The sequence below is a fragment of the Pseudomonas sp. 15C genome (genome assembly GCF_055484735.1).
This window is the reverse complement of record NZ_JBUDGD010000009.1, coordinates 22,450-44,237: the sequence shown is the minus strand read 5'-3', so window position 1 is coordinate 44,237 and position 21,788 is coordinate 22,450. Positions and strand designations below refer to the sequence as shown.

The 21,788-nt window shown below is 58.0% G+C and carries 25 protein-coding genes and 1 pseudogene; 7 read left to right on the top strand and 19 right to left on the bottom strand.

What is annotated here, in order from left to right:
- Positions 1–2: 2 nt before the first annotated feature.
- The 6 genes from pheT to thrS all read right to left on the bottom strand — a co-directional run bounded on the left by pheT (position 3) and on the right by thrS (position 6,646).
- Positions 3–2,381 carry a phenylalanine--tRNA ligase subunit beta gene (gene pheT / locus ACYYKW_RS07360; protein ID WP_464989752.1) on the bottom strand — a complete coding sequence of 793 codons (2,379 nt, stop codon included), beginning with the start codon at positions 2,379–2,381 and terminating at the stop codon, positions 3–5.
- 26 nt (positions 2,382–2,407) lie between these two features.
- Positions 2,408–3,424: a phenylalanine--tRNA ligase subunit alpha gene (gene pheS, locus ACYYKW_RS07355; RefSeq protein ID WP_090282682.1), complete on the bottom strand. Its 1,017-nt coding sequence runs from the start codon at positions 3,422–3,424 to the stop codon at positions 2,408–2,410.
- A 109-nt stretch (positions 3,425–3,533) separates the two neighbouring features.
- A complete protein-coding gene (gene rplT, locus ACYYKW_RS07350; RefSeq protein WP_002553161.1) occupies positions 3,534–3,890 on the bottom strand; it encodes a 50S ribosomal protein L20 in 357 nt (118 codons plus the stop codon).
- A gap of 27 nt (positions 3,891–3,917) precedes the next feature.
- Positions 3,918–4,112: a 50S ribosomal protein L35 gene (gene rpmI, locus ACYYKW_RS07345; protein ID WP_002553160.1), complete on the bottom strand. Its 195-nt coding sequence runs from the start codon at positions 4,110–4,112 to the stop codon at positions 3,918–3,920.
- Positions 4,113–4,172: 60 nt separating this feature from the next.
- Positions 4,173–4,724 carry a translation initiation factor IF-3 gene (gene infC, locus ACYYKW_RS07340; protein WP_169432615.1) on the bottom strand — a complete coding sequence of 184 codons (552 nt, stop codon included), beginning with the start codon at positions 4,722–4,724 and terminating at the stop codon, positions 4,173–4,175.
- Positions 4,724–6,646, bottom strand: a complete 1,923-nt coding sequence (gene thrS / locus ACYYKW_RS07335) for a threonine--tRNA ligase (RefSeq protein ID WP_090282681.1) — start codon at positions 6,644–6,646, stop codon at positions 4,724–4,726. The genes infC and thrS overlap by 1 nt, the downstream gene beginning before the upstream one ends.
- Positions 6,647–7,016: 370 nt before the next feature.
- Here thrS and ACYYKW_RS07330 point away from each other — a divergent pair, with 370 nt between their 5' ends.
- Both ACYYKW_RS07330 and ACYYKW_RS07325 read left to right on the top strand, forming a co-directional pair.
- The gene (locus tag ACYYKW_RS07330) at positions 7,017–7,319 is read left to right on the top strand and encodes a hypothetical protein (RefSeq protein ID WP_090282680.1); all 303 of its coding nucleotides are present in this window, start codon (positions 7,017–7,019) and stop codon (positions 7,317–7,319) included.
- A gap of 290 nt (positions 7,320–7,609) precedes the next feature.
- Positions 7,610–7,822: a cold-shock protein gene (locus ACYYKW_RS07325; RefSeq protein WP_003179963.1), complete on the top strand. Its 213-nt coding sequence runs from the start codon at positions 7,610–7,612 to the stop codon at positions 7,820–7,822.
- A 73-nt stretch (positions 7,823–7,895) separates the two neighbouring features.
- Here the strand turns inward: ACYYKW_RS07325 and ACYYKW_RS07320 are convergent, their stop codons facing one another.
- Together ACYYKW_RS07320 and ACYYKW_RS07315 are read right to left on the bottom strand one after the other, a co-directional pair.
- Positions 7,896–8,213, bottom strand: a complete 318-nt coding sequence (locus ACYYKW_RS07320; RefSeq protein WP_090282679.1) for an I78 family peptidase inhibitor — start codon at positions 8,211–8,213, stop codon at positions 7,896–7,898.
- A gap of 168 nt (positions 8,214–8,381) precedes the next feature.
- Positions 8,382–8,684, bottom strand: a complete 303-nt coding sequence (locus ACYYKW_RS07315) for a hypothetical protein (RefSeq protein WP_090282678.1) — start codon at positions 8,682–8,684, stop codon at positions 8,382–8,384.
- Positions 8,685–8,813: 129 nt separating this feature from the next.
- On the opposite strand from ACYYKW_RS07315, the gene ACYYKW_RS07310 reads away from it, so the two are divergent.
- Positions 8,814–9,032: a hypothetical protein gene (locus ACYYKW_RS07310; protein WP_093102778.1), complete on the top strand. Its 219-nt coding sequence runs from the start codon at positions 8,814–8,816 to the stop codon at positions 9,030–9,032.
- A 35-nt stretch (positions 9,033–9,067) separates the two neighbouring features.
- Here the strand turns inward: ACYYKW_RS07310 and ACYYKW_RS07305 are convergent, their stop codons facing one another.
- The 8 genes from ACYYKW_RS07305 to ACYYKW_RS07270 all read right to left on the bottom strand — a co-directional run bounded on the left by ACYYKW_RS07305 (position 9,068) and on the right by ACYYKW_RS07270 (position 16,683).
- Positions 9,068–10,096 carry a nucleoside hydrolase gene (locus tag ACYYKW_RS07305; protein ID WP_464989751.1) on the bottom strand — a complete coding sequence of 343 codons (1,029 nt, stop codon included), beginning with the start codon at positions 10,094–10,096 and terminating at the stop codon, positions 9,068–9,070.
- 32 nt (positions 10,097–10,128) lie between these two features.
- Entirely contained in the window at positions 10,129–10,533 is a 405-nt protein-coding gene (gene rbsD, locus ACYYKW_RS07300) for a D-ribose pyranase (protein ID WP_090282675.1), read from the bottom strand.
- A complete protein-coding gene (gene rbsK / locus ACYYKW_RS07295) occupies positions 10,530–11,447 on the bottom strand; it encodes a ribokinase (protein WP_464989750.1) in 918 nt (305 codons plus the stop codon). Before rbsK ends, rbsD begins: the two co-directional genes overlap by 4 nt.
- Before the next feature lie 24 nt (positions 11,448–11,471).
- A complete protein-coding gene (locus tag ACYYKW_RS07290) occupies positions 11,472–12,491 on the bottom strand; it encodes a LacI family DNA-binding transcriptional regulator (RefSeq protein ID WP_464989749.1) in 1,020 nt (339 codons plus the stop codon).
- A gap of 3 nt (positions 12,492–12,494) precedes the next feature.
- The gene (locus ACYYKW_RS07285; protein WP_090282672.1) at positions 12,495–13,472 is read right to left on the bottom strand and encodes an ABC transporter permease; all 978 of its coding nucleotides are present in this window, start codon (positions 13,470–13,472) and stop codon (positions 12,495–12,497) included.
- Positions 13,469–15,022 carry a sugar ABC transporter ATP-binding protein gene (locus ACYYKW_RS07280; protein WP_464989748.1) on the bottom strand — a complete coding sequence of 518 codons (1,554 nt, stop codon included), beginning with the start codon at positions 15,020–15,022 and terminating at the stop codon, positions 13,469–13,471. The genes ACYYKW_RS07285 and ACYYKW_RS07280 overlap by 4 nt, the downstream gene beginning before the upstream one ends.
- A gap of 56 nt (positions 15,023–15,078) precedes the next feature.
- Entirely contained in the window at positions 15,079–16,035 is a 957-nt protein-coding gene (locus ACYYKW_RS07275) for a sugar ABC transporter substrate-binding protein (RefSeq protein WP_093102793.1), read from the bottom strand.
- A gap of 201 nt (positions 16,036–16,236) precedes the next feature.
- Positions 16,237–16,683, bottom strand: a complete 447-nt coding sequence (locus tag ACYYKW_RS07270) for a hypothetical protein (RefSeq protein WP_090282669.1) — start codon at positions 16,681–16,683, stop codon at positions 16,237–16,239.
- Positions 16,684–17,032: 349 nt separating this feature from the next.
- Between ACYYKW_RS07270 and ACYYKW_RS07265 the strand changes: the two genes are divergently transcribed.
- The 3 genes from ACYYKW_RS07265 (at position 17,033) to ACYYKW_RS07255 (ending at position 19,283) form a co-directional block, all read left to right on the top strand.
- Positions 17,033–18,121 carry an asparaginase gene (locus tag ACYYKW_RS07265; RefSeq protein WP_093102799.1) on the top strand — a complete coding sequence of 363 codons (1,089 nt, stop codon included), beginning with the start codon at positions 17,033–17,035 and terminating at the stop codon, positions 18,119–18,121.
- A 198-nt stretch (positions 18,122–18,319) separates the two neighbouring features.
- Positions 18,320–18,589, top strand: a complete 270-nt coding sequence (locus ACYYKW_RS07260; RefSeq protein WP_090282667.1) for a DUF1654 domain-containing protein — start codon at positions 18,320–18,322, stop codon at positions 18,587–18,589.
- A 4-nt stretch (positions 18,590–18,593) separates the two neighbouring features.
- Positions 18,594–19,283, top strand: coding sequence for an endonuclease (locus ACYYKW_RS07255; protein WP_093102802.1), 690 nt, complete (start codon positions 18,594–18,596; stop codon positions 19,281–19,283).
- 54 nt (positions 19,284–19,337) lie between these two features.
- Here the strand turns inward: ACYYKW_RS07255 and ACYYKW_RS07250 are convergent, their stop codons facing one another.
- Both ACYYKW_RS07250 and ACYYKW_RS07245 read right to left on the bottom strand, forming a co-directional pair.
- Positions 19,338–20,249 (bottom strand): siderophore-interacting protein, encoded by a 912-nt coding sequence (locus ACYYKW_RS07250; RefSeq protein WP_464989747.1) that lies wholly within the window; start codon positions 20,247–20,249, stop codon positions 19,338–19,340.
- Between the two features lie 86 nt (positions 20,250–20,335).
- Positions 20,336–20,701: an SPOR domain-containing protein gene (locus ACYYKW_RS07245; protein ID WP_090282664.1), complete on the bottom strand. Its 366-nt coding sequence runs from the start codon at positions 20,699–20,701 to the stop codon at positions 20,336–20,338.
- A gap of 249 nt (positions 20,702–20,950) precedes the next feature.
- On the opposite strand from ACYYKW_RS07245, the gene csrA reads away from it, so the two are divergent.
- On the top strand, positions 20,951–21,145 hold the full coding sequence (gene csrA / locus ACYYKW_RS07240) for a carbon storage regulator CsrA (protein WP_003179932.1): 195 nt from the start codon (positions 20,951–20,953) through the stop codon (positions 21,143–21,145).
- Between the two features lie 225 nt (positions 21,146–21,370).
- Here the strand turns inward: csrA and ACYYKW_RS07235 are convergent.
- Positions 21,371–21,496 (bottom strand): annotated as a pseudogene (locus tag ACYYKW_RS07235) (DUF2214 family protein); the annotation flags it as partial.
- Positions 21,497–21,788: the final 292 nt, after the last annotated feature.

Here is a 21,788-nt window from a genome sequence, read left to right as displayed (position 1 = left end):
CGTCACTTCCTTAACGTGGCGTTCAACCTTTGTTCGAGCGAGGTGAGGATATTTTGCGTCGTCGAATTCACCTCATCGTCATTAAGAGTGCGCGATGGATGCTGCCAGGTCAAGCCAACGGCGAGGCTTTTTCTATCAGGATCAATGCCTTTACCCTGATACACGTCAAACAGCCTGAGATCAGTGAGCCATTCGCCTGCATTTTCACGAATTACGTCTAGTACAGCCGAGGCTGCGACGTCTTTATGCGCGATCAGTGCTAGGTCACGACGCACTTCAGGAAAGCGCGACAACTCGTGGAATTTCGGCATTTTACCGAGTGTCACTTCAGCCAGAACCAGCTCGAAAACGAAGACCGGACGATCCAGGCCCAGCGCTTTCGACAGTTCTGGGTGAATTGCACCGATGAAACCGACCTCACGGCCTTCGCGTTCGATGCGCGCAGTTTGGCCCGGGTGCAGCGCCGGGTGTTTGCCCGGAGCAAAAGTGAACGAATCCAGCGCACCGGCGAAGCCCAGCACCGCTTCCACGTCAGCCTTGACGTCGAAGAAGTCCACGGTATCGCGACCCTGTGCCCAGCCTTCCGGCAGGCGGCTGCCGCACACCACGCCCGACAACATTGGCTCTTGCTTCAGGCCGTCGAGCTGGCCGACGAAACGCAGACCGCTTTCGAACAGACGCACGCGATCCTGCTGGCGATTGAGGTTGTGTTGCAGCGCTTTGACCAGACCCGGCCACAGCGACGAACGCATGGCCGCCATGTCATTGGAAATCGGATTGGCCAGCAACAGTGGTTCGACACCCGGATTGAACAGTTCGAACTGACGCGGATCGATGAAGCTGTAAGTGATCGCTTCCTGATAACCACGAGCAACCAGCAGACGACGCAGCTCCGGCAGATCGCTACGCGCTTCTGCCTTTGCTTGCGGTGCCAGACGTGCTTGCGGGTAACGAACCGGCAGACGGTTGTAGCCGTAGAGGCGGGCCAACTCTTCGATCAGATCGACTTCCAGGCTGATGTCGAAGCGATGGCTCGGCACTTCAACGCGCCACTGCCCTGCACCATCGGCGGTAATCTTCAGACCCAACCCGCTGAGCAGGCTTTCGACCTGAGCCGAATCCATTTCCATGCCCAGCATTTGCGTGATGCGCTGGGAACGCAGGGTGATCGGCGCGATCGACGGCAGGTGCTGCTCGCTGACGGTCTCGATGATCGGGCCGGCTTCGCCACCGGTGATGTCCAGCAGCAGGCCAGTGGCGCGCTCCATGGCTTCACGGGCCAGTTGCCAGTCAACGCCACGCTCGTAGCGGTGCGAGGCGTCGGTGTGCAGGCCATAGGAACGGGCTTTGCCGGCGACAGCGATCTGGTCGAAGAACGCACTTTCCAGGAAAACGTCGCGCGTAGTCGAGGACACACCGCTGTGCTCACCGCCCATGACACCGGCAATAGCCAGCGCACGGCTATGGTCAGCGATCACCAGCGTATCGCTACGCAGACTGACTTCCTGACCGTCGAGCAGCACGAGCTTCTCGCCCTCTTCCGCCATGCGCACGCGAATACCGCCATTGATTTCGGCGAGATCGAACGCGTGCAGCGGCTGACCCAGTTCGAGCATCACGTAGTTGGTGATGTCGACGGCAGCGTCGATGCTGCGCACATCGGCGCGACGCAGACGTTCAACCATCCACAGCGGCGTCGGCTTCGACAAATCAACGTTACGGATCACACGCCCCAGATAACGCGGGCACGCGGCGGGCGCCAGCACTTCGACCGAGCGGACTTCGTCATGTGCGACAGGTACGGCGGCCACCACTGGACGGGTTACCTGCGCGGTGTACAGCGCGCCGACTTCACGGGCCAGACCGGCCAGCGACAGGCAGTCGCCACGGTTCGGGGTCAGGTCGACCTCGATGCTCGCGTCTTCCAGATCCAGATAAACCCGGAAATCTTCGCCGACCGGCGCATCGGCCGGCAGCTCCATCAGACCGTCGTTACCTTCGCCAATCTGCAACTCGGCTTGCGAGCACAGCATGCCGTTGGACTCGACGCCGCGCAGCTTGGCTTTCTTGATCTTGAAATCACCCGGCAGCTCGGCGCCGATCATGGCGAACGGAATCTTCAGGCCCGGACGCACGTTCGGCGCACCGCACACGACCTGGAAGGTTTCCGCGCCATTGCTGACCTGGCACACGCGCAATTTGTCGGCGTCAGGGTGCTGCTCGGTGCTCAGCACCTCACCTACCACCACACCGCTGAATACACCGGCGGCCGGGGTCACGCTGTCGACCTCCAGACCGGCCATCGACAGACGGGCAACCAGCTCGTCGCGATCTACCTGCGGGCTAACCCAGCCACGCAGCCATTGTTCACTGAATTTCATCCTGCTCTCCTAAGAATTCGTTACGACTAGCGAAATTGCGCGAGGAACCGCAAGTCGTTGTCGAAGAACAGACGCAAGTCGTTCACGCCGTAACGGAGCATGGCCAGACGCTCGACGCCCATGCCGAAAGCAAAGCCGGAGAACTCTTCCGGATCGATGCCGGACATGCGCAGCACGTTCGGGTGAACCATGCCGCAGCCCATCACTTCCAGCCAGCCAGTCTGCTTGCAGACGCGGCAGCCTTTACCGCTGCACATCACGCATTCCATGTCGACTTCAGCGGATGGCTCGGTGAACGGGAAGTACGAAGGACGGAAACGCACGGCCAGCTCTTTCTCGAAGAACACCCGCAGGAATTCTTCGATGGTGCCTTTGAGATCGGCGAAATTGATGTCGCGATCGACCAGCAGGCCTTCGACCTGGTGGAACATCGGCGAGTGGGTGATATCGGAGTCGCTGCGATACACACGGCCCGGGCAGACGATGCGAATCGGCGGCTGCTTCGATTCCATTGTGCGGACCTGTACTGGCGAGGTATGGGTGCGCAGCAGCATGTTGGCATTGAAATAGAAGGTGTCATGCATCGACCGGGCCGGGTGGTGGCCTGGGATGTTGAGCGCTTCGAAGTTGTGATAGTCGTCTTCGACCTCGGGGCCTTCGGCGATGCCGTAGCCAATACGGGTGAAGAACTGCTCGACACGCTCCAGCGTGCGGGTCACCGGATGCAGACCACCGGAGGTCTGGCCACGGCCCGGCAACGTCACGTCGATGGACTCGGCGGACAGTTTGGCAGCCAGTTCGGCTTCTTCAAACAGAGCCATGCGTGCATTGAGAACGCCTGTAACACGCTCCTTGGCAACGTTGATCAGGGCGCCGACCTGCGGACGCTCTTCTGCCGGAAGATTGCCCAGGGTCTTCATCACCTGAGTCAATTCACCCTTTTTGCCAAGGTATTGAACCCGGATTTGCTCCAGGGCATTGATATCTTCAGCGCTTTGCACAGCCTCTAGTGCTTGAGCGACCAGCGCATCCAGGTTTTCCATGTACAGACTCCAGATACAAAATAGGGGAAGAGCTTGAAGGCTCTTCCCCTATTTATGACGTTTAACACCTGACCCCACAAAGATGAGGCCGGGTGACTGTCGGGGGTACTTAAGCCAAGGTGGCTTTAGCTTTCTCGACAATCGCAGCAAACGCCGCTTTTTCGTTCACTGCCAGATCAGCCAGAACCTTACGGTCGATCTCGATGGACGCTTTTTTCAGGCCAGCGATGAAACGGCTGTAGGACAGACCGTTAACACGAGCACCAGCATTGATACGAGCGATCCACAGAGCGCGGAACTGACGTTTTTTCTGACGACGGTCACGGTAGGCGTACTGGCCTGCCTTGATTACCGCTTGCTTGGCAACACGGAATACGCGGGAGCGTGCGCCGTAGTAGCCTTTAGCAAGTTTCAGAATTTTTTTGTGACGCTTACGGGCAATGACGCCACGCTTTACACGAGCCATGAGTTACTTCCTCTATTCTTGACTAAATTAACGAAGGCGCAGCATGCGCTCGACTTTTGCCACGTCAGACGGATGCAGCAAGCTGCTACCGCGCAGTTGACGCTTACGCTTGGTCGACATTTTAGTCAGGATGTGGCTCTTGAAAGCGTGCTTGTGCTTGATGCCGTTAGCAGTTTTCAGAAACCGCTTGGCAGCACCACTTTTGGTTTTCATTTTTGGCATGTTCGGATACTCCGCATTCAGTTGATAAACATAATCAGAAGGCCTGCCGTGCCCTGTTGATTACTTCTTCTTTTTCGGGGCGATGACCATGATCAGCTGGCGTCCTTCCATCTTAGGATGCTGTTCGACCGAACCGTACTCGAGCAGGTCTTGTTCAACCCGCTTGAGGAGTTCCATCCCCAGCTCCTGGTGGGCCATCTCACGGCCGCGGAATCGCAAGGATACCTTGGCCCTGTCCCCGTCACTCAGGAAACGTACCAGGTTGCGCAGTTTTACCTGGTAATCCCCTTCCTCCGTCCCTGGACGAAACTTGATTTCTTTAACCTGAATCTGCTTCTGGTTCTTCTTCGCCGCGGCAATCTGCTTCTTCTTTTCGAAGATCGACTTGCCGTAGTCCATCACACGGCAAACCGGCGGGACTGCGTCTGCGGAGATTTCCACCAGATCAAGCTTTGCTTCTTCAGCGATACGAAGCGCTTCATCAATCGAGACGATGCCAATCTGCTCGCCATCAGCGCCAATTAACCGAACCTCGCGTGCCGAGATATTCTCGTTGATCGGGGCTTTCGGTGCAGCTCGTTTATCTTGTCTCATTTCACGCTTAATAATAATTACTCCGAATCTGGGCGACCACGCCGGGAAACCGCTTGCGCGAGAAACTCAGCGAACCGGGCGACGGGCATCGAGCCCAGGTCAGCACCTTCACGAGTACGCACAGCGACAGTCTGCATCTCGACTTCCTTATCTCCGATAACCAAAAGATAGGGAACCTTGAGCAAAGTATGCTCGCGGATTTTAAAGCCGATCTTTTCATTTCTCAAGTCGGACTTGGCACGAAATCCGCTTTCGTTGAGAGTTTTTTCAACCTCTGCAACAAAATCTGCCTGTTTATCAGTGATATTCATGATCACCGCCTGCGTTGGCGCCAGCCAGGCAGGGAATGCACCTTCGTAGTGCTCGATCAGAATCCCGACGAAACGCTCGAACGAACCGAGGATCGCGCGGTGCAGCATCACCGGGTGTTTGCGGCTGTTGTCTTCGGAGACGTATTCAGCGCCCAAACGGACAGGCAGGTTAAAATCGAGCTGCAAGGTACCACATTGCCAGACGCGACCGAGGCAATCTTTTAACGAGAACTCGATCTTCGGACCATAAAACGCCCCCTCACCCGGCTGCAGATCGTACGGCAGGCCCGCAGAATCGAGGGCTGCAGCCAGTGCGGCTTCCGCGCGATCCCACAGCTCGTCGGAACCGACGCGTTTTTCCGGACGAGTGGACAGTTTCATCTCAACATCGGTGAAGCCGAAGTCGCGATAAACGTCCATGGTCAGCTTGATGAACGCAGCGGACTCAGCCTGCATCTGCTCTTCTGTGCAGAAAATGTGGGCGTCATCCTGAGTAAACGCACGCACACGCATGATGCCATGCAGCGCACCCGATGGCTCGTTGCGGTGGCAGGCACCGAACTCGGCCAGGCGCATCGGCAGCTCGCGGTAGCTTTTCAGGCCCTGATTGAACACCTGCACATGGCACGGGCAGTTCATCGGCTTGATCGCGTAGTCGCGGCTTTCCGACTCGGTGGTGAACATGTTGTCGGCATAGTTGGCCCAGTGCCCGGATTTCTCCCACAGGCTGCGGTCAACGACTTGCGGCGTTTTGATCTCGAGGTAGCCGTTGTCGCGCTGCACCTTGCGCATGTACTGCTCGAGCACCTGATACAAGGTCCAGCCGTTCGGGTGCCAGAAGACCATGCCCGGCGCTTCTTCCTGGGTGTGAAAAAGACCCAAACGCTTGCCGATCTTGCGGTGATCGCGCTTTTCAGCTTCTTCGATGCGCTGAATGTAGGCCGCCAGTTGTTTCTTGTCGGCCCAGGCTGTGCCGTAAACGCGCTGCAATTGCTCGTTCTTGGCGTCGCCGCGCCAGTAGGCGCCGGACAGCTTGGTCAGCTTGAAGGATTTGAGGAAACGCGTGTTCGGCACGTGCGGACCACGGCACATGTCGACGTATTCTTCGTGATAGTACAGGCCCATGGCCTGCTCGTTCGGCATGTCCTCGACCAGGCGCAGCTTGTAGTCTTCGCCGCGGGCCTTGAACACTTCGATCACTTCGGCGCGTGGAGTGACTTTCTTGATTACGTCGTAATCTTTCTCGATCAGCTGCTGCATGCGCTGTTCGATGGCGGCCATGTCGTCCGGAGTAAAAGGACGCTCGAAGGCGATGTCGTAATAGAAGCCTTCGTCGATGACCGGCCCGATGACCATTTTTGCAGTCGGGTACAGCTGCTTGACCGCATGGCCAACCAGGTGCGCGCAGGAGTGGCGAATGATCTCCAGCCCCTCTTCATCCTTTGGCGTGATGATTTGCAGGGTCGCGTCGCTGCTGATGATGTCGCTGGCGTCGACCAGTTGCCCATTGACCTTGCCGGCCAGGGTGGCCTTGGCCAGACCGGCACCAATGGATGCGGCGACCTCGGCTACGGAAACCGGGTGATCGAATGAACGTTGACTGCCGTCGGGAAGAGTAATAGTTGGCATGGCGCCTCCTCTCCTAGTGGTGACCCCTACCAAAGGTCACGTGGGTTGGGATGAGCCAGTACAAGATCCAGTCCAGGCCATTCAATGACGAACGCCTGCCTTACAGCGGCAGGAGCCTTGCGGCCAACCGGAAAACCGAACCAGAGTGACTGGGATTCAAATCAGGATATTCGCACGCTGACCGCGGCCGGGACTGAAGGTCATCCGGCGCTTGAAAACGCATGAGACCGGCATCCTAGCACAGATGAGCGGTCGCTTACGTGCTGATTTGGCAGAAGGCAAACCGTCCGTTTTTATGCCAGAGTGCTGAACTAGATCGGCTCTTCAGCCCTCAGATAACAAGACATTGACCCACAAGGAGCATTCTCGCATGCGTCTGAACACCTTATTCGCCGTCGTCGCCCCTCTTGCTCTGCTGCTGCCGCTGAGCGCTCATGCCGACTGGCCGAAGGGCGAGCGTGAAAAATACATGGCGCAGTGCACCCAGGCAGCCACGCAGCAAATTGGCGCCGCCGCAGCCAAATCCCATTGCGCTTGTGGCGCCGACGCCATCAAGTCCTATCCGGCCAGTGATATTCAGGCATTGATGGACAACAAGGCGACCCCTGAACTGCAACAGAAAGCCCTCGGTCAGATCGCCAAATGCAAGGCGAATCCCCCAGCGAAAAAATGAGAACACCGCGCTTTTTGATCGACTGAAAGCTGGAAAAAAGTGCTGGAAATGAAGCTTTTCAGACGATTTATGCAGGTTTTACAGGTTTTTTTATCGTCTTTACGTTTCGCTGCAAGCCTTTGAAACCGGGGCTTTCAGCAGAAACAGGTGGTAAAGAAAACACGACTGATTGACAAACAGCACGCCCGGGGGGCTCCCAAAGCGAACATTTCGACTATGATACCCGGGTGTGCCCAGTTGGCCTGAGCAGCACAGTACTACTGAAAATATATGTTTCTTGGAGATACACCATGTCTAATCGCCAAACCGGCACCGTTAAATGGTTCAACGATGAAAAAGGCTTCGGCTTCATCACTCCTCAAGGTGGCGGTGACGACCTGTTCGTACACTTCAAAGCTATCGAATCCGACGGTTTCAAAAGCCTGAAAGAAGGCCAGACCGTCTCTTTCGTGGCTGAGAAAGGCCAAAAGGGTATGCAAGCTGCACAGGTTCGCCCAGAGTAATTTCCTGGCGCACTAAAAAAAACCCCGTCCATGTGACGGGGTTTTTTGTGCCTGCAACAAAAGTCGTGGGCGATCAGCCGCAGTTGACGCGGGTAACCACCAGATTGTTGTCAGTGTTCAGGTTCAGGCGATCGGATCGGTATTCCAGAGTGATCATGTCGGTCGGCTTGAGGAATCGCGCATTTTGCGCACCGGCCTTGACGCGCGCCTGCTCCAGGAGTTCCGGCGAAGCCTTCTTGCCGACGGTGAACTGCGCCGCCGTTGCCTCACAGCGACTGTGACCAGCGTCGGTCGCCACGCTTTCCTTTGCCGACTCGCTGGAGCTCGTGCTGCAACCGGCCAACAGCGCAGCAGCCATAAGTGCACCCAGTGTCGCGAACTTCAAAGGCATGAAGCCTCCTTGATTTCAAAATGGTTAAGCTGAGACCGTGCGACCGCCAATCCGGCGTTTGGTTTCGCGAGCAAAGCCGTCACCCGGCCGCACAATCGGAAAAACGCCGAGTGTGCCTGAGCGCACCAACGTTCTCAGCCCGCAATCGTGACTGAATATTAACGGCGCTCAGTAGACGTCGATGTAATCGAAAGGCGGATTCGGCCAGTTGTCCTTGAGCGCGTTGTAGATCTGCATGACCCACACCTCATCACTGGCCGCCACATTGCCTACATATCCCGATCCCTTGGCCCACGTCTCGAGGCGAAACAGCAGATCGTCGATGTCCTGACCACCGGTGACCGTCGACAAATAGGCGATGCCGCCCTTGGTCACGCGCAATTGGGTGTGCACGTCGTCGCTGGCCGAGGCCAATAACTGGCGCACAGCCTCTACCGTCAGGCCGTCGGGAGTGTTCAAATCGATTTGCACAGCACAGCCTCTGGGTCGCTGGAAAAGACCAAGTGTCGCATAGCACCCCGCTCATGCCTAAGTCGCAGTGCCAAGCGCACGACAAAATGGTTAACTCGACGTTCGGACTTTCATATCTTCGAGCGCCCAATGAACACCATCAACATCAGCATCGACGCCGACATAAAAGCCAAATGGGCAGATGGACACAGCTCTTACAGCCCGGGCACCGCCGAGGAGCTTGCGTTGATTGGCATCGATCTGTTGGTCAAGGCTCTGGGCACCGAACCGGCCCAGCAATTCATCAAGCAGATTTTTGAGCGCTACCCTGTCGAGGTCACCGCGCAGGAAGTGACTGAGAAGGGATAAAAAAACCCGCAGGCTGGCACCTGCGGGCTGGGCGTTTACTTCAAGCGCTTGAGACGCTCGGTCAGCAGATCAAAGAAACCCTGGGCATCGCCATTCTCGACCCAGAATGCATTTTTCGGCGCCTTCAGGCCGTCGTACCAGTCAACAATGGTCTGACCAAACGTCGGACCTTCACGACTGTCGACCACGACGTTGACCGCACGGCCGGTGAACAGCGCAGGCTTGAGCAGATACGCGACGACGGTGGCGTCATGCACAGGGCCACCCGGAATGCCGTAGTGTTCCATATCGCCTTTGATGTATTCGTTGAGGATGTTGCCGACAATCTTGCTCGCATTGTTATCGAGCGCGGCAATCTGCTTCAGGCGGGCATCACTGGTGAGGATCTTGTGGGTCACGTCCAGCGGCAGATACGTCAGCTTCACCCCGCTTTTCAGCACCACTTCCGCCGCTTGCGGGTCGGCGAACAGGTTGAATTCGGCCACTGGCGTAATGTTGCCGCCGTTGAAATGCGCGCCGCCCATGATTACCACTTCCTTGATACCCTGTACGATCTCCGGCTCCTGGATCAGCGCCAGCGCCAGGTTGGTCTGCGGTCCGAGCATGGCGATGGTGATGCTGTGCGGCTTGGCCTTTTTCAGGGTGTCGATCAGATAATTGACCGCATTGCCTTCAGCCAGACCCTTTTTCGGCTCGTGCACAGTGACACCCGAGAGCCCTTCCTTGCCATGGATGTTTTCGGCATAGATCGGCGTGCGCATCAGCGGCTTCGGCGCACCGGCGTACACCGGTACATCTTCACGCCCTGCCCATTCGCGAGCCAGTCGGGCGTTACGCGAGGTTTTGTCCAGACGCACGTTGCCGGCCACGGTGGTCAGCGCGCGAATATTCAGCTCGTCCGGCGAGGCCAGCGCGAACAGCAAGGCGACCACGTCGTCAGCGCCGGGATCGGTGTCGATGATCAGGTCGATTTTCTCCGCCGCCTGGGCGCCGGTGGCAGTGATGACGGACAAAAGCAGCAGACTCCGGAGCAATTGGTGCAGTTTCTGAGCATAGCGTTGCATGGCGCATTCCTTGTGCAGATGAAATCGAAAAATCAGAACGTAACTCCCGCGACCAGCACGATGTTGCAGTACGGCTGGCATTCGCCCGTACGAACAATCGCCCGCGCTTGTCGGCTGAGTACCTTGAATTGCTCGTGACCGAGCAGATCGCGACGGCCCAGAGCCCCCTCCCCGTTCAACGCTTCGAGCGCACTCAAGGCGCTCGGTTGTTTATCGAAGATTTCCTTGGCGATTGCGTGGCTCTCCACCTGCATCTCGCTGAGCACCACGTTGAGGGTGCTGATGAAATCCGGGACGCCGTGAGTCAGTGCCAGGTCGATCAGCTCGACACCCGGCGGCACGGGCAGCCCGGCATCGCCAATCACTACCATGTCGCCATGGCCCAGCGATGCGATCAATCGCGACAACGCGATGTTGAGCAAAGGAGTTTTTTTCATACCGGTTCAAAAGCCTGTACGTCGGACATAGTGGGAATGGACGGCTGCGCGCCCGCGCGGGTGACTGACAGCGCGGCGGCGATCTGTCCGTAGCGAATGGCTGAAGCTTCGGATTGGCCATTCGCCAGGGCCGCGGCGAAACCGCCGACAAATGTGTCCCCTGCTGCCGTGGTATCAACAGCCTGCACTTTCGGCGCAGGGAAATGCTCAAACCCGTGCCCATTGGCAAACAGCGAACCTTGCGCCCCCAGAGTGACAATGACTTTGCCGGCCCCCATGGCGATCAACCGAGTGGCCGCGCTTTCTGCGGTCTTCAGCGAATCCACTGGCATGCCGCTCAAGGCGGCCGCCTCGCTTTCATTCGGAATCAGGTAATCGATTGCTGCAAACCAGTCCGCCGGCAGCGGGCGACTGGCCGGGGCCGGATTGAGGATGACAACCTTGCCGAGGGCGCGCGCGCGCTTGAGCGCATGCCCTACGGTGGCGTCAGGAATTTCCAGTTGGCAGATAATCACGTCTGCCGCTTGCAGCACCGCGTCGAATCGGTCGATAACGGTTGGCGTCATTGCACCGTTGGCACCGGCGACGATGACAATGGCGTTCTGGCTGTTGTCATCGACCACAATCAGCGCCACGCCACTGGAACCCTCAACGCTACTCACGGCCTGGCAGTCGATCTGCTCGGCCAGCAGCGCATCGCGCAACTGCACACCGTAATCGTCGTTGCCGACACAGCCGACCATCGCCACCTGCGCGCCGAGCCGTGCAGCAGCCACCGCCTGATTGGCGCCCTTGCCACCGGATACCGTGGCAAACGAATGGCCGATCAGGGTTTCACCGCCGACCGGCAGCCGAGGCGCGCGGGTCACCAGGTCCATGTTCAGGCTGCCTATTACCACTACATTTGCGGGCATACATCATTACTCATCAATTCGGTTTCAGCGATATTCGGTGAACACGCCGGACAGCGGTGCGGTGGATTCGCGCAAGACGATACTCGGGGTAACGATGCGTTGGTCGGTACCCAGATTCGGTGTGGCGATCCTGCGCAGCAGCACCTCGGCGGCCATCTCACCGAGTTGCAGGATCGACTGCCCCACCGTGGTCAGCGCCGGATACACGTAACGGCTCATCTGAATGTCATCGAAGCCGATGACCGACAGCTCGCCAGGCACCCGCACGTTGCGTTCTGCTGCCGCGCGCAACACACCGATGCCGATCATGTCGTTACCGGCAAAAATCGCGCTCGGCGGATTGTTTTCCAACAGCTTCGCTGCGGCGTCGTAACCGCCCGTACTGGTGAAGTCACTTTCCAGCATGCGCTCCTGCCGTACCGCGATACCCGCCTCTGCCAACGCGCGGCAATATCCGGCCTGACGCATCTGCGCAACACTGGTGCTCGCCGGACCACCGATGGTAGCGATGTCGCGATGCCCCAATTCCAGCAGATGACGGGTTGCGAGGTACGCGCCGTATTCATGGTCGATACGCACCAGATCGGCGTCGACGCCTTCAAGACCGCGGTCGACGATGACCATGGGCGTTTTCACCCCGGCCAGCCCCTGCGCCAGGGCGCTGTCACCGCCGGCAGACGCGAAGATCAGACCGTCGATGCGTTTTTCCAGCAATACACGCAAATAGCTGCGTTGCTTGTCGGGATTGTCGTCGGAGTTGCAAAGGATCACGCAGTAGCCGTTACGCTCGCAGTAATCCTCGATTCCACGCGCCAGCTCGGCGAAGTACGGGTTGAGACTGTTCGGTACCAGCAGGCCAATGGTGGCCGTGGTCTTGGCTTTCAGCGAACGCGCCACCGCGCTCGGCACATAGTCGAGGCTCTTGATTGCCGCTTCGACTTTCAAGCGCACTTCCTTGCTGACCGGCCGAGTGTTGTTCACCACATGCGACACGGTCGTGTAGGAAATGCCTGCCAGCGCTGCCACATCCTTGATCGTTGCCATATATTAGCCCCGCCGACTGGCGCGCTGACTGCGGTAAGTGTCGAGCACCACCGCGATCACGATGACGGCGCCGGTGATGATGCGTTTGGTCGGCTCGGTCGCGCCGATCTGCGCCAGCCCCGCCGCCAGTACCGAAATAATCAACACGCCGAAGAACGTACTGATCACCGAACCGCGCCCGCCCATCAGGCTGGTGCCGCCGATCACCACCGCAGCGATCACCTGCAGTTCCAGACCGGAGCCGGCATTTGGATCAGCGGCTTCCAGACGGGAAATCTGAAACAGCGCTGCGATGCCGGCCAGCAGGCCCATCAGACTGAATACCAGAATCTTGTAGGGCTTCGGATTGATCCCCGCAAGCCGTACCGCCTCTTCGTTGGTACCGATGCCGATCAGGTAGCGACCGAATACGGTGCGCGTCAGTACGGCCTGCGCGACGAAAATCACCAGCAAGGCAATGATGAACGACGGCGAAATACCGAACGCGATCGGGTTCGACAGCCAGGCAAACGAATCACCGATGTAGGCAGTACGCGAGCCGGTCATCTGATACGCCAGACCACGGGCCATTTCCAGTACACCGAGCGACACGATAAAAGAAGGAATCCGCCAGGCTACCGTGATGGAACCGGTGACGGTGCCGGCGAGTGCCGCTACCGCCATCCCAAGCAACGCAGACGGCAACACGCCCCAGCCCCAGCCGAGAATCGCCACGCTGACGGTCGAAGCCGCCAGTGCCAGCACCGAACCGACCGAGAGGTCGATGCCGCCGATGATCAATACGAACGTCATGCCGACCGCCAGCACCATCAGATCCGGGATCTGGTTGGCCAGCGTGCTGAAGGTGTTATAGGACAGAAAGTGGCTGCTCAAGACCGAGAACAGCGCAATCATCGCCAGCAAGGCACCGGCCAGGCCCAGATAGGTGCCCAGACCATAGAAGTTGCCACTACGTTTGCCGGCAGGAGATGCAGTTTTCATGGGAGATCCCTAGGCGCCGCTTCATTGAGCAACGCATCACGTTTTTGGTAGCCGGCAAATGCGGCGGCAAGCAAGTCATCCTGGGTCCAGCTGTCGCGCTCGAACGTATCGATCAGACGCCCCGCCGACAACACGCCGATGCGGTCGCAGATCAGCATCAGTTCGCGCAGATCACTGGACACCACCACCAGCGCTTTGCCCTGCCGCGTCAGCTCGCCGAGCAAGGCATAAATGTCGAACTTGGCGCCGACATCGATGCCACGGGTCGGCTCGTCGAACAGCAGCACCGAACAGTCACGCTCCAGCCAGCGACCGATGACAACCTTTTGCTGATTGCCCCCGGACAACTCGGACACCAATTGCGTCGGGCTCGAACTGCGGATGCGCATGGCGTCGATCTGACGCTGTGCGAGGGAGATTTCATCGCCATTGTTGACGAAACCGCCACTGGAAATTTCCGGCATGTTGCCCAGCGCGATATTGGCGCTGATCGATTGACTGAGCAGCAGACCCTCGCCTTTACGGTCCTCGGTAATCAACGCAATGCCATGACGCACGGCATCGACCGGCGAACGCACACTGACTGCTTTCGCTGGCGAGCCGAGGGCGATGCTGCCGCTGTCGGCCGCGTCCGCACCAAAGATCAGTCGCAGCAGTTCTGTACGCCCTGCCCCGATCAATCCGGAAATCCCGAAGATTTCCCCGGCACGCACTTCGAACGAGACATCGCGGACTTTGTCGGCGCGGGTCAGGCCCTTGATCGTCAGGGCCGGGGCGCCGATCTTGCGCGGGCCCATGTCGATGTGTTCGCCCAGTTCGCGACCTACCATGAGCGTGACCAGTTGCTCGCTGTTGTAATTGGCCATCGGCTCGACGCAGACCAGATTGCCGTCACGCAACACGGCAATCCGCTGCGCGACGCGGGCGAGTTCTTCGAGACGGTGGGAAATGTAGATGATCGAGACGCCGCGCGCCTGCAATCGGGTGATCTGCTCAAAGAGCATTTCGACTTCACGGGCCGTGAGCATCGCGGTCGGCTCGTCGAGAATCAGCACATGGCAATCGCCTATCAGGTTGCGGGCAATTTCGACCATTTGCTGATGGCCGATACCCAGCTCGCCGACCAGCGTGTCCGGATCGATCGCATCAAGACCGACCTGCGCCATGGCCTCAATAGCCGCTTTGCGCAGTTGCTTGCGACTGATCCAGCCGCCGTTGCTCGGCAAATTGTCGAGAAACAGGTTTTCTGCCACCGACAGGGTCGGCAACAGATTGAGCTCTTGCATGACCATGCGCACACCGAGCTCTTCGGCCTGGGTGCGACTGCCCGGGCGATAGTCCTTGCCGTGGAATTGCATCTGGCCGGTGGTCGGTGTAACGAGGCCGCCGATGATCTTCGACAGCGTGCTTTTGCCGGCGCCATTCTCACCGGTCAGCGCCAGCACTTCACCGCGCATCAGCGTCAGATCGATGCCGGTAAGCACCGGTTGCGCATAGGTCTTACCGATACCGCTGACCGAGAGGACAGCGTTCGGGGCGGAAACTGACATAGAAAACTCTCCGTGCGCTCGCCCGGACGGACGAGCGCCATTGTGTCGCCAGAAGCTTACTGAGTGACCAGCTCGACCGGTGTTTCGATCACGCCGTTGGCACCGCTATCGACTTTCTCGCCCTTGATGATTTTCAGCGCAGTCTCGATGCCGAACACCGCCTGTTTGGCGGCGAACTGGTCAGCCGTGGCCAGCACGCGACCGTCCTTGAGCATCGGCTTGATCGCATTGATGTTGTCGTAACCGACGACCTTCACCTGACCCGCCTTGCCGGCAGCACGGACGGCGGAAACGGCGCCGACTGCCATGCTGTCGTTGCCGGTCAGCAACGCTTTGACGTCCGGGTATTCACTGAGAATCGAAGCGGCGACCTTGTTGCCCTTGTCGATTTCCCAATCACCGGATTGCAGGGAAACAATCTTGATCTGTGCAGCCTCCATCGCATCCTTGAAGCCAGCAGTACGTTGCTGGGCATTGGTGGTCGTGGACACACCTTCAATGATGCCGACTTCGTCACCGGCCTTGAGCTGCTTGGCCAGGTACTCGCCGACCAGGCGCGCACCCTTACGGTTGTCGGGCCCTACAAAAGGGACGCTGATGTTTTTGCTTTTGACGATTGCAGGATCAAGCTGATTGTCGATGTTGATCACGGTGATGCCCGCATCGACGGCCTTCTTGATCACCGGCACCATGGCTTTGGAGTCCGAGGGTGCGATAACCAGTGCGTCGACCTTGGCGAGGATCATCTGCTCGACAATTTTCGTCTGCCCTGCGGTATCGGTTTCGTCCTTGATGCCGTTGGAGATCAGGTCGAAATCGGCGGAGTGTTCTTTCTGGTAGGCCTTGGCGCCGTCTTCCATCGTCAGGAAGAATTCGTTGGCCAAAGATTTCATGACCAGGGCGACTTTGGGTTTTTCAGGGGATTCGGCGAACGCCGAGGAGACAGGTAGCGCGGCGGCTGTGGCAGCCAGCATAGCGACAGCAAGAAGACGTCCAGCGAATGGCAGCTTCATGGGTTCACTCCGATCTTATGATTATTGTGAGCAACGCTTGCGCTGGCGTAAGCTACATCGCTTGCGAACGGAGCAACAGCACCGCAGGCAAGCGACGCAAACGTTTGCGTAGAGCGAACTATGCGAATCCCGCCGACATTTGTCAACAATCAGAAATCGTCATTTGTTGTAGGGCGAATCCCCCGAGGCGCCCCTTCTGCGTTATACCGTCGTGTTCACCACATTGCCGCTGGTTGAACCCTGGGACATTTCCTTGACCAGTGCAGCAGCGACCTCCGTCATTGCGGCGCTGGTTTGCGCGATCTGCCCTTGAATGGACATGACCGCCTGGGACTTGGCTTCGGGTGTCGGGTAGCTCTTGGCTTGGGCGGCGGCCAACTGCTGCTGTTGCTCTTGAAGCTGTTTTTGCAATTCCTGCATGCGCTTGAGGAGCATTTTCACGGTGGTGTTGAGATTGCTGCTGCCTTCGGTTTTGCTCTCTTCTGGCGCAGCGCCGCCGGTCCTGACCTGATTGCTTTTGTCTTTTTCAACGCCCAGGGCCTCGGCAGAAGCGTCCTTGCCCGCGTCGTTCAACGTGTTGATCGTTGCTGCGGTTTTACCGCCGATGGTGACAGCACCCGGATTTGCAAAGCCGACCGTCAGTGACATGTGTATCCCCAGATTTCAGATTCCTTGAACACCCATCGGCCCTTCGCCGAATTTCTTTAGCAGAAAATCGAAAATCGGCCAGCCGTCGGGCTCGCCAGCGGTCGTAGTCTCTTTCGGAGAGCCGAACACGATAGCGCGCTTTGTTCGGGAAACCGGATAAACCCTTGCGCCCAATTTTTACTTACACCTGAAATGTTGATGTAAATCATCAGGTTAAGCATTTTGGCGGGGCACAGTACGGCTGGTACAGATCCTGCTCCCTTCATCGCACCCCGGGCATTCCAGATCGGCTTGGGGCGCATCTAGATGAACCTGCATCAGCACCGTCTCACTACTAGAGAGAAAAATAATGAAATCTGCTTTCAACACTTTGGTTCCGGGCGCATTGGCCCTCCTCCTGCTCCTGCCCACCGCCCTTCAGGCAAAAGAAGCCGAAACCCAGACCAAGCTCGCCAATGTAGTGGTACTCGCCACCGGCGGCACGATTGCCGGTGCCGGCGCCAGCGCCGCCAACAGCGCCACCTATCAGGCCGCGAAGGTCGGTGTCGAGCAACTGATTGCCGGCATTCCCGAACTGAGCAAGCTCGCCAACGTGCGTGGCGAACAAGTCATGCAGATCGCCTCGGAAAGCATCACCAACGAAAATCTGCTGCAACTGGGCCGCCGCGTCGCCGAACTGGCCGACAGCAAGGATGTCGACGGCATCGTCATCACTCACGGTACCGACACTCTGGAAGAAACCGCCTACTTCCTCAACCTGGTGGAAAAAACCGACAAGCCGATCATCGTGGTCGGCTCGATGCGTCCGGGTACCGCCATGTCCGCCGATGGCATGCTCAACCTGTACAACGCCGTGGCCGTGGCCAGCAGCAAAGAAGCGCACGGCAAAGGCGTACTGGTGACGATGAACGATGAAATCCAGTCCGGTCGCGACGTCAGCAAAATGATCAACATCAAGACCGAAGCGTTCAAGAGTGCCTGGGGCCCGTTGGGCATGGTCGTTGAAGGCAAGTCCTACTGGTTCCGCTTGCCAGCCAAGCGCCACACCATGGATTCGGAATTCGACATCAAAAACATCAAGAGCCTGCCTGACGTAGAAATCGCCTATTCCTACGGCAACGTCAGCGATACCGCCTACAAGGCGCTCGCGCAGTCCGGCGCCAAGGCGATCATTCACGCCGGCACCGGCAACGGCTCGGTGTCCTCCCGTGTCGTCCCGGCCCTGCAAGCACTGCGCAAGGATGGCGTACAGATCATTCGCTCGTCCCACGTCAACGCTGGCGGCTTCGTTCTGCGCAACGCCGAGCAACCTGACGACAAGTACGACTGGGTCGTTGCTCACGACCTGAACCCGCAGAAAGCCCGCATCCTGGCGATGGTCGCGCTGACCAAGACCAACGACAGCAAAGAGCTGCAGCGGATGTTTTGGGAATACTGATAGACCTTCGCCCGGTCCATTCGTGATCGGGTAATTCACGCATCATCCGTCTAAAAAGCGGGTGATGCGCTGCTTACCGCCATCGCGCACTTTTCCTACAAAAAATTCGATACCTCCCACACCAAAATCGGAAACCCACTGTCAGAGGATTTTCTTGAATTTTAAGCAGTTGCGAAAACGCTTACAGTTAAATACTGTATGCACGTACAGCTTAATAAGGATAACCTCGTGGCCACCTCCCCTGATGCTCCTGACGCTTATGAACGCATGGGTATGCGCGTTCAGAAAATCATCAATTCCCCCACCGCCCAAAAAGCCAAAGCCGCACTGATCTTCCGTCTGCCAGACGAGCCGATGGACGACTGGGAGCGCCTGCTCGAGGAAATCGACGAGAACGACAATGTCACCCTCGCTTATCGCGACGACGGTGGCGTACAGATTTTTTGGGTTGTGCCGAAGGAAGATTGATTCAATGAGTGTCCGTTGTTTCGCGTTGCTGCTGTTGTTTATCGCCATGGGTGCTCAGGCTGGCGCCCCCCGAACTTTTTCCGAAGCCAAGAAGGCGGCCTGGAAACTCTATGCGCCCCAGTCCACCGAGTTTTATTGCGGGTGCAAATACACCGGGAACCGGGTTGATCTGAAAGCCTGCGGCTACGTCCCGCGCAAGAGCGCCAAGCGCGCCTCACGCATCGAGTGGGAGCACATTGTGCCGGCCTGGCAAATCGGCCATCAGCGCCAATGCTGGCAGACCGGTGGACGCAAGAACTGCACTCGCTACGACCCGGTCTACCAGAAAGCCGAGGCCGATCTGCACAACCTGGTGCCGAGCATTGGCGAGGTGAATGGTGACCGCAGCAACTTCAGCTTCGGCTGGTTGCCGGTCCAATCCGGCCAGTATGGCTCGTGCTTGACTCAGGTCGATTTCAAGGCAAAAAAGGTCATGCCACGCCCCTCGATTCGCGGCATGATTGCCCGAACGTACTTCTATATGAGCAAGCAGTACGGCTTGCGCCTGTCGAAACAGGATCGAAAATTGTATGAGGCGTGGGACAAGACCTACCCGGTGCAGGACTGGGAGCGCCAGCGCAATCAGAGCGTGGCGTGTGTGATGGGACGCGGCAATGAATTCGTCGGCCCGGTGAACATGAAAGCCTGCGGCTGAATCGGCAGGCAAAAAAGAAAGCCTCGAACGTGATGTTCGAGGCTTTTTTATTGGCTAATTAGCCGCCTTGTTGTGTCGCCAGTAACCCATCAGATTGAGCGATTCGCGCGGTAGGCCGCAGTCCTTGATCAGGTATCTGCGCAAGCTCATCACCGCTGCAGACTCTCCGGCAATCCAGCCGTAAAATCCATCCGGGGCGGTATCGGCGATCTCCCAGAGAATGTCTTTTTCGATATCGACATCAGCCAGTTCAGGTGATTGGGCGACCGAGGCCGTATGGACTGGCAAAACAGCTGTCCGCACGGCTTGCACCATCAAGGTCCCAGCGACCGACTCGCTCGCCTGATCGCGAACCAGCCACTGCACCGACAACCCGGGCCAATCGGGAACGGCTAGCATGTCCTGCATGCTGTCCACTTCGAAAAACGCCTGGACTTGCGGCGGCGCCGAAGACATCGCCAACTGATCCAGTATGCCCATTGCGGCCGGCAGCGCTGTCGCATCGGCAACCAATAGCACCTGCTTGAGGGTTTGCGGTGGCTTCCACTCGAAACCGCCCGCCTCCTTCGCCGAGAACTGCCGGTCAGGCGCAAGGATCTGCATGGTATCGCCTGGCTGCGAATGCAGTGCCCAGCGCGACGCCGGACCGGTCTCGCCGTGCAGGACAAAATCGATATCGACTTCGCCTTGCCCGGCGCGCAAGTGGCGGATGGTGTAGGTGCGCATCGCCGGGCGTCGATCCGCGAGCATCGAGCGAAACCGAGCGTACCAGCCGTCCTCCTGCGCGAGCTTCGCGTGCGAACCATTGGCCGCGGGAAAAAACAGTTTCACCCGCTGATCCGGAGCCCAGGTAGCCATTTCTGCCACTGACGGCCCCGCCAATGTGATGCGCATCAAGTGCGGACTCAGCCGGGTCTTGCGTTGCAGGGTTGTATCAAACAGCTTGTACGGATTGGCGGAGGCCATGGGAGCTCCTTCTGGAAATCATCAGCGACTGCACAAGGAACGAGTCGCGCCTGACAGCCTTTAGCAAGCTCCGCCGAACGGATCGTTTATGGCGCGATCGGATGTTCGACCAGCACCGATTCGATGTTCTGTTTTTTCGCCTTGACCAGCGCCGCGTCCACCTGCACCTTCCGTGCTTCGGCCTCGGCTTTGGAATTGAACGGGCCAATCAGAATCCGCGTTTTACCGCTGCTGTCCTTGATGACCGTCGGCACGAAAGCATGCTCGATCAACCAGCCACTCAGATCACTGACCGCTTGTGGTGTTTCTCCGCGAACTTCCAGATCCCACTGCGGAGCAGCCGCGACTGCCGGCGCTGCGACAGCCGTTTTCGGCGTCGGCAGATCACCTTGCTTGCCCTCTCCACAGCCCGCCAGTACAAGTGCTGCGATTACCCAGACCAATTTGCGCACAACGCTTTCCTCGAAAATCCCAAAGCCGCGATCTTATCATTCATAAATCTTCGCGAGCCCCGCAAAATGGGCACAAAACAACGAGATTGATGCTTGCAGCCTCTGTATAGTTACGCCCTGGGAATTAATGCCGCTTCTGCGCGTCAGAAAGAGGCACCCAAACCGTGAGACTTCGCACTAATCTATACGTACCACCGACCTCTGCACTGTCTGAATCAGGTGCCCTACAAAGCAATCAAGGAGAAGACCATGCTGATACTCACCCGCAAAGTCGGTGAAAGCATAAACATTGGCGACGACATCACTATCACCATTCTGGGCGTTAGCGGCCAACAGGTCCGCATTGGCATCAACGCACCGAAAAACGTGGCCGTGCACCGTGAAGAGATTTACCAGCGCATCCAGGCTGGCCTGACCGCTCCGGACAAGCCCCAAACGCCTTGAGTCGCATCGCAGTCAGTAGCCAGTCCGTTTACCTCGTGGAATGACTGGCTAGAGCTTTACGCGCCGTTTTGCCATCCGCTTCCCACATCGCTGGGCACGGCGCCTGACACGCAAGTCCCGCCTTCACTTCAACACGCCATTCCCCCCGTTGCCCGCCAGATACTACCTGCCATCTCAAAGACTGGCTGTCGGACGTTTCCGATAGAGCGCAGGGAATTCGCACCGCTAAACAAATGTCACGCCACGCGCCATTCCGGTCGCTACGATCACCACCAATACCAATACCAAGACCTCGACATGACTGATGGGCGCGCCTGTCGCGAGCGCTTCGCCGCGCGCCAAAGCTGTCCGTTCGGAAAATCGTCAAACGCGTAGCGTCCTTGTCGAACCGAATCGTCACGAAAGAAAAAGCCAAATCGCAGGCAAAAAAAATCCCAAGCAGCTGATGGAAGCATGGGATTTAAAAATGCATAAACCGTGGTGGTGAACGCGGGGCGGATGTTACTCAATCCCACCTGCCGTCACAACAATTTTCTGATAACCGGCTGGTTCAATACGACCGTAACCCCTTCAATATCCACATTATTTTAGTGGATGCTGGACTAACGTACCTGAAAGCGAACGGTCAATGCAGGAAATGGTC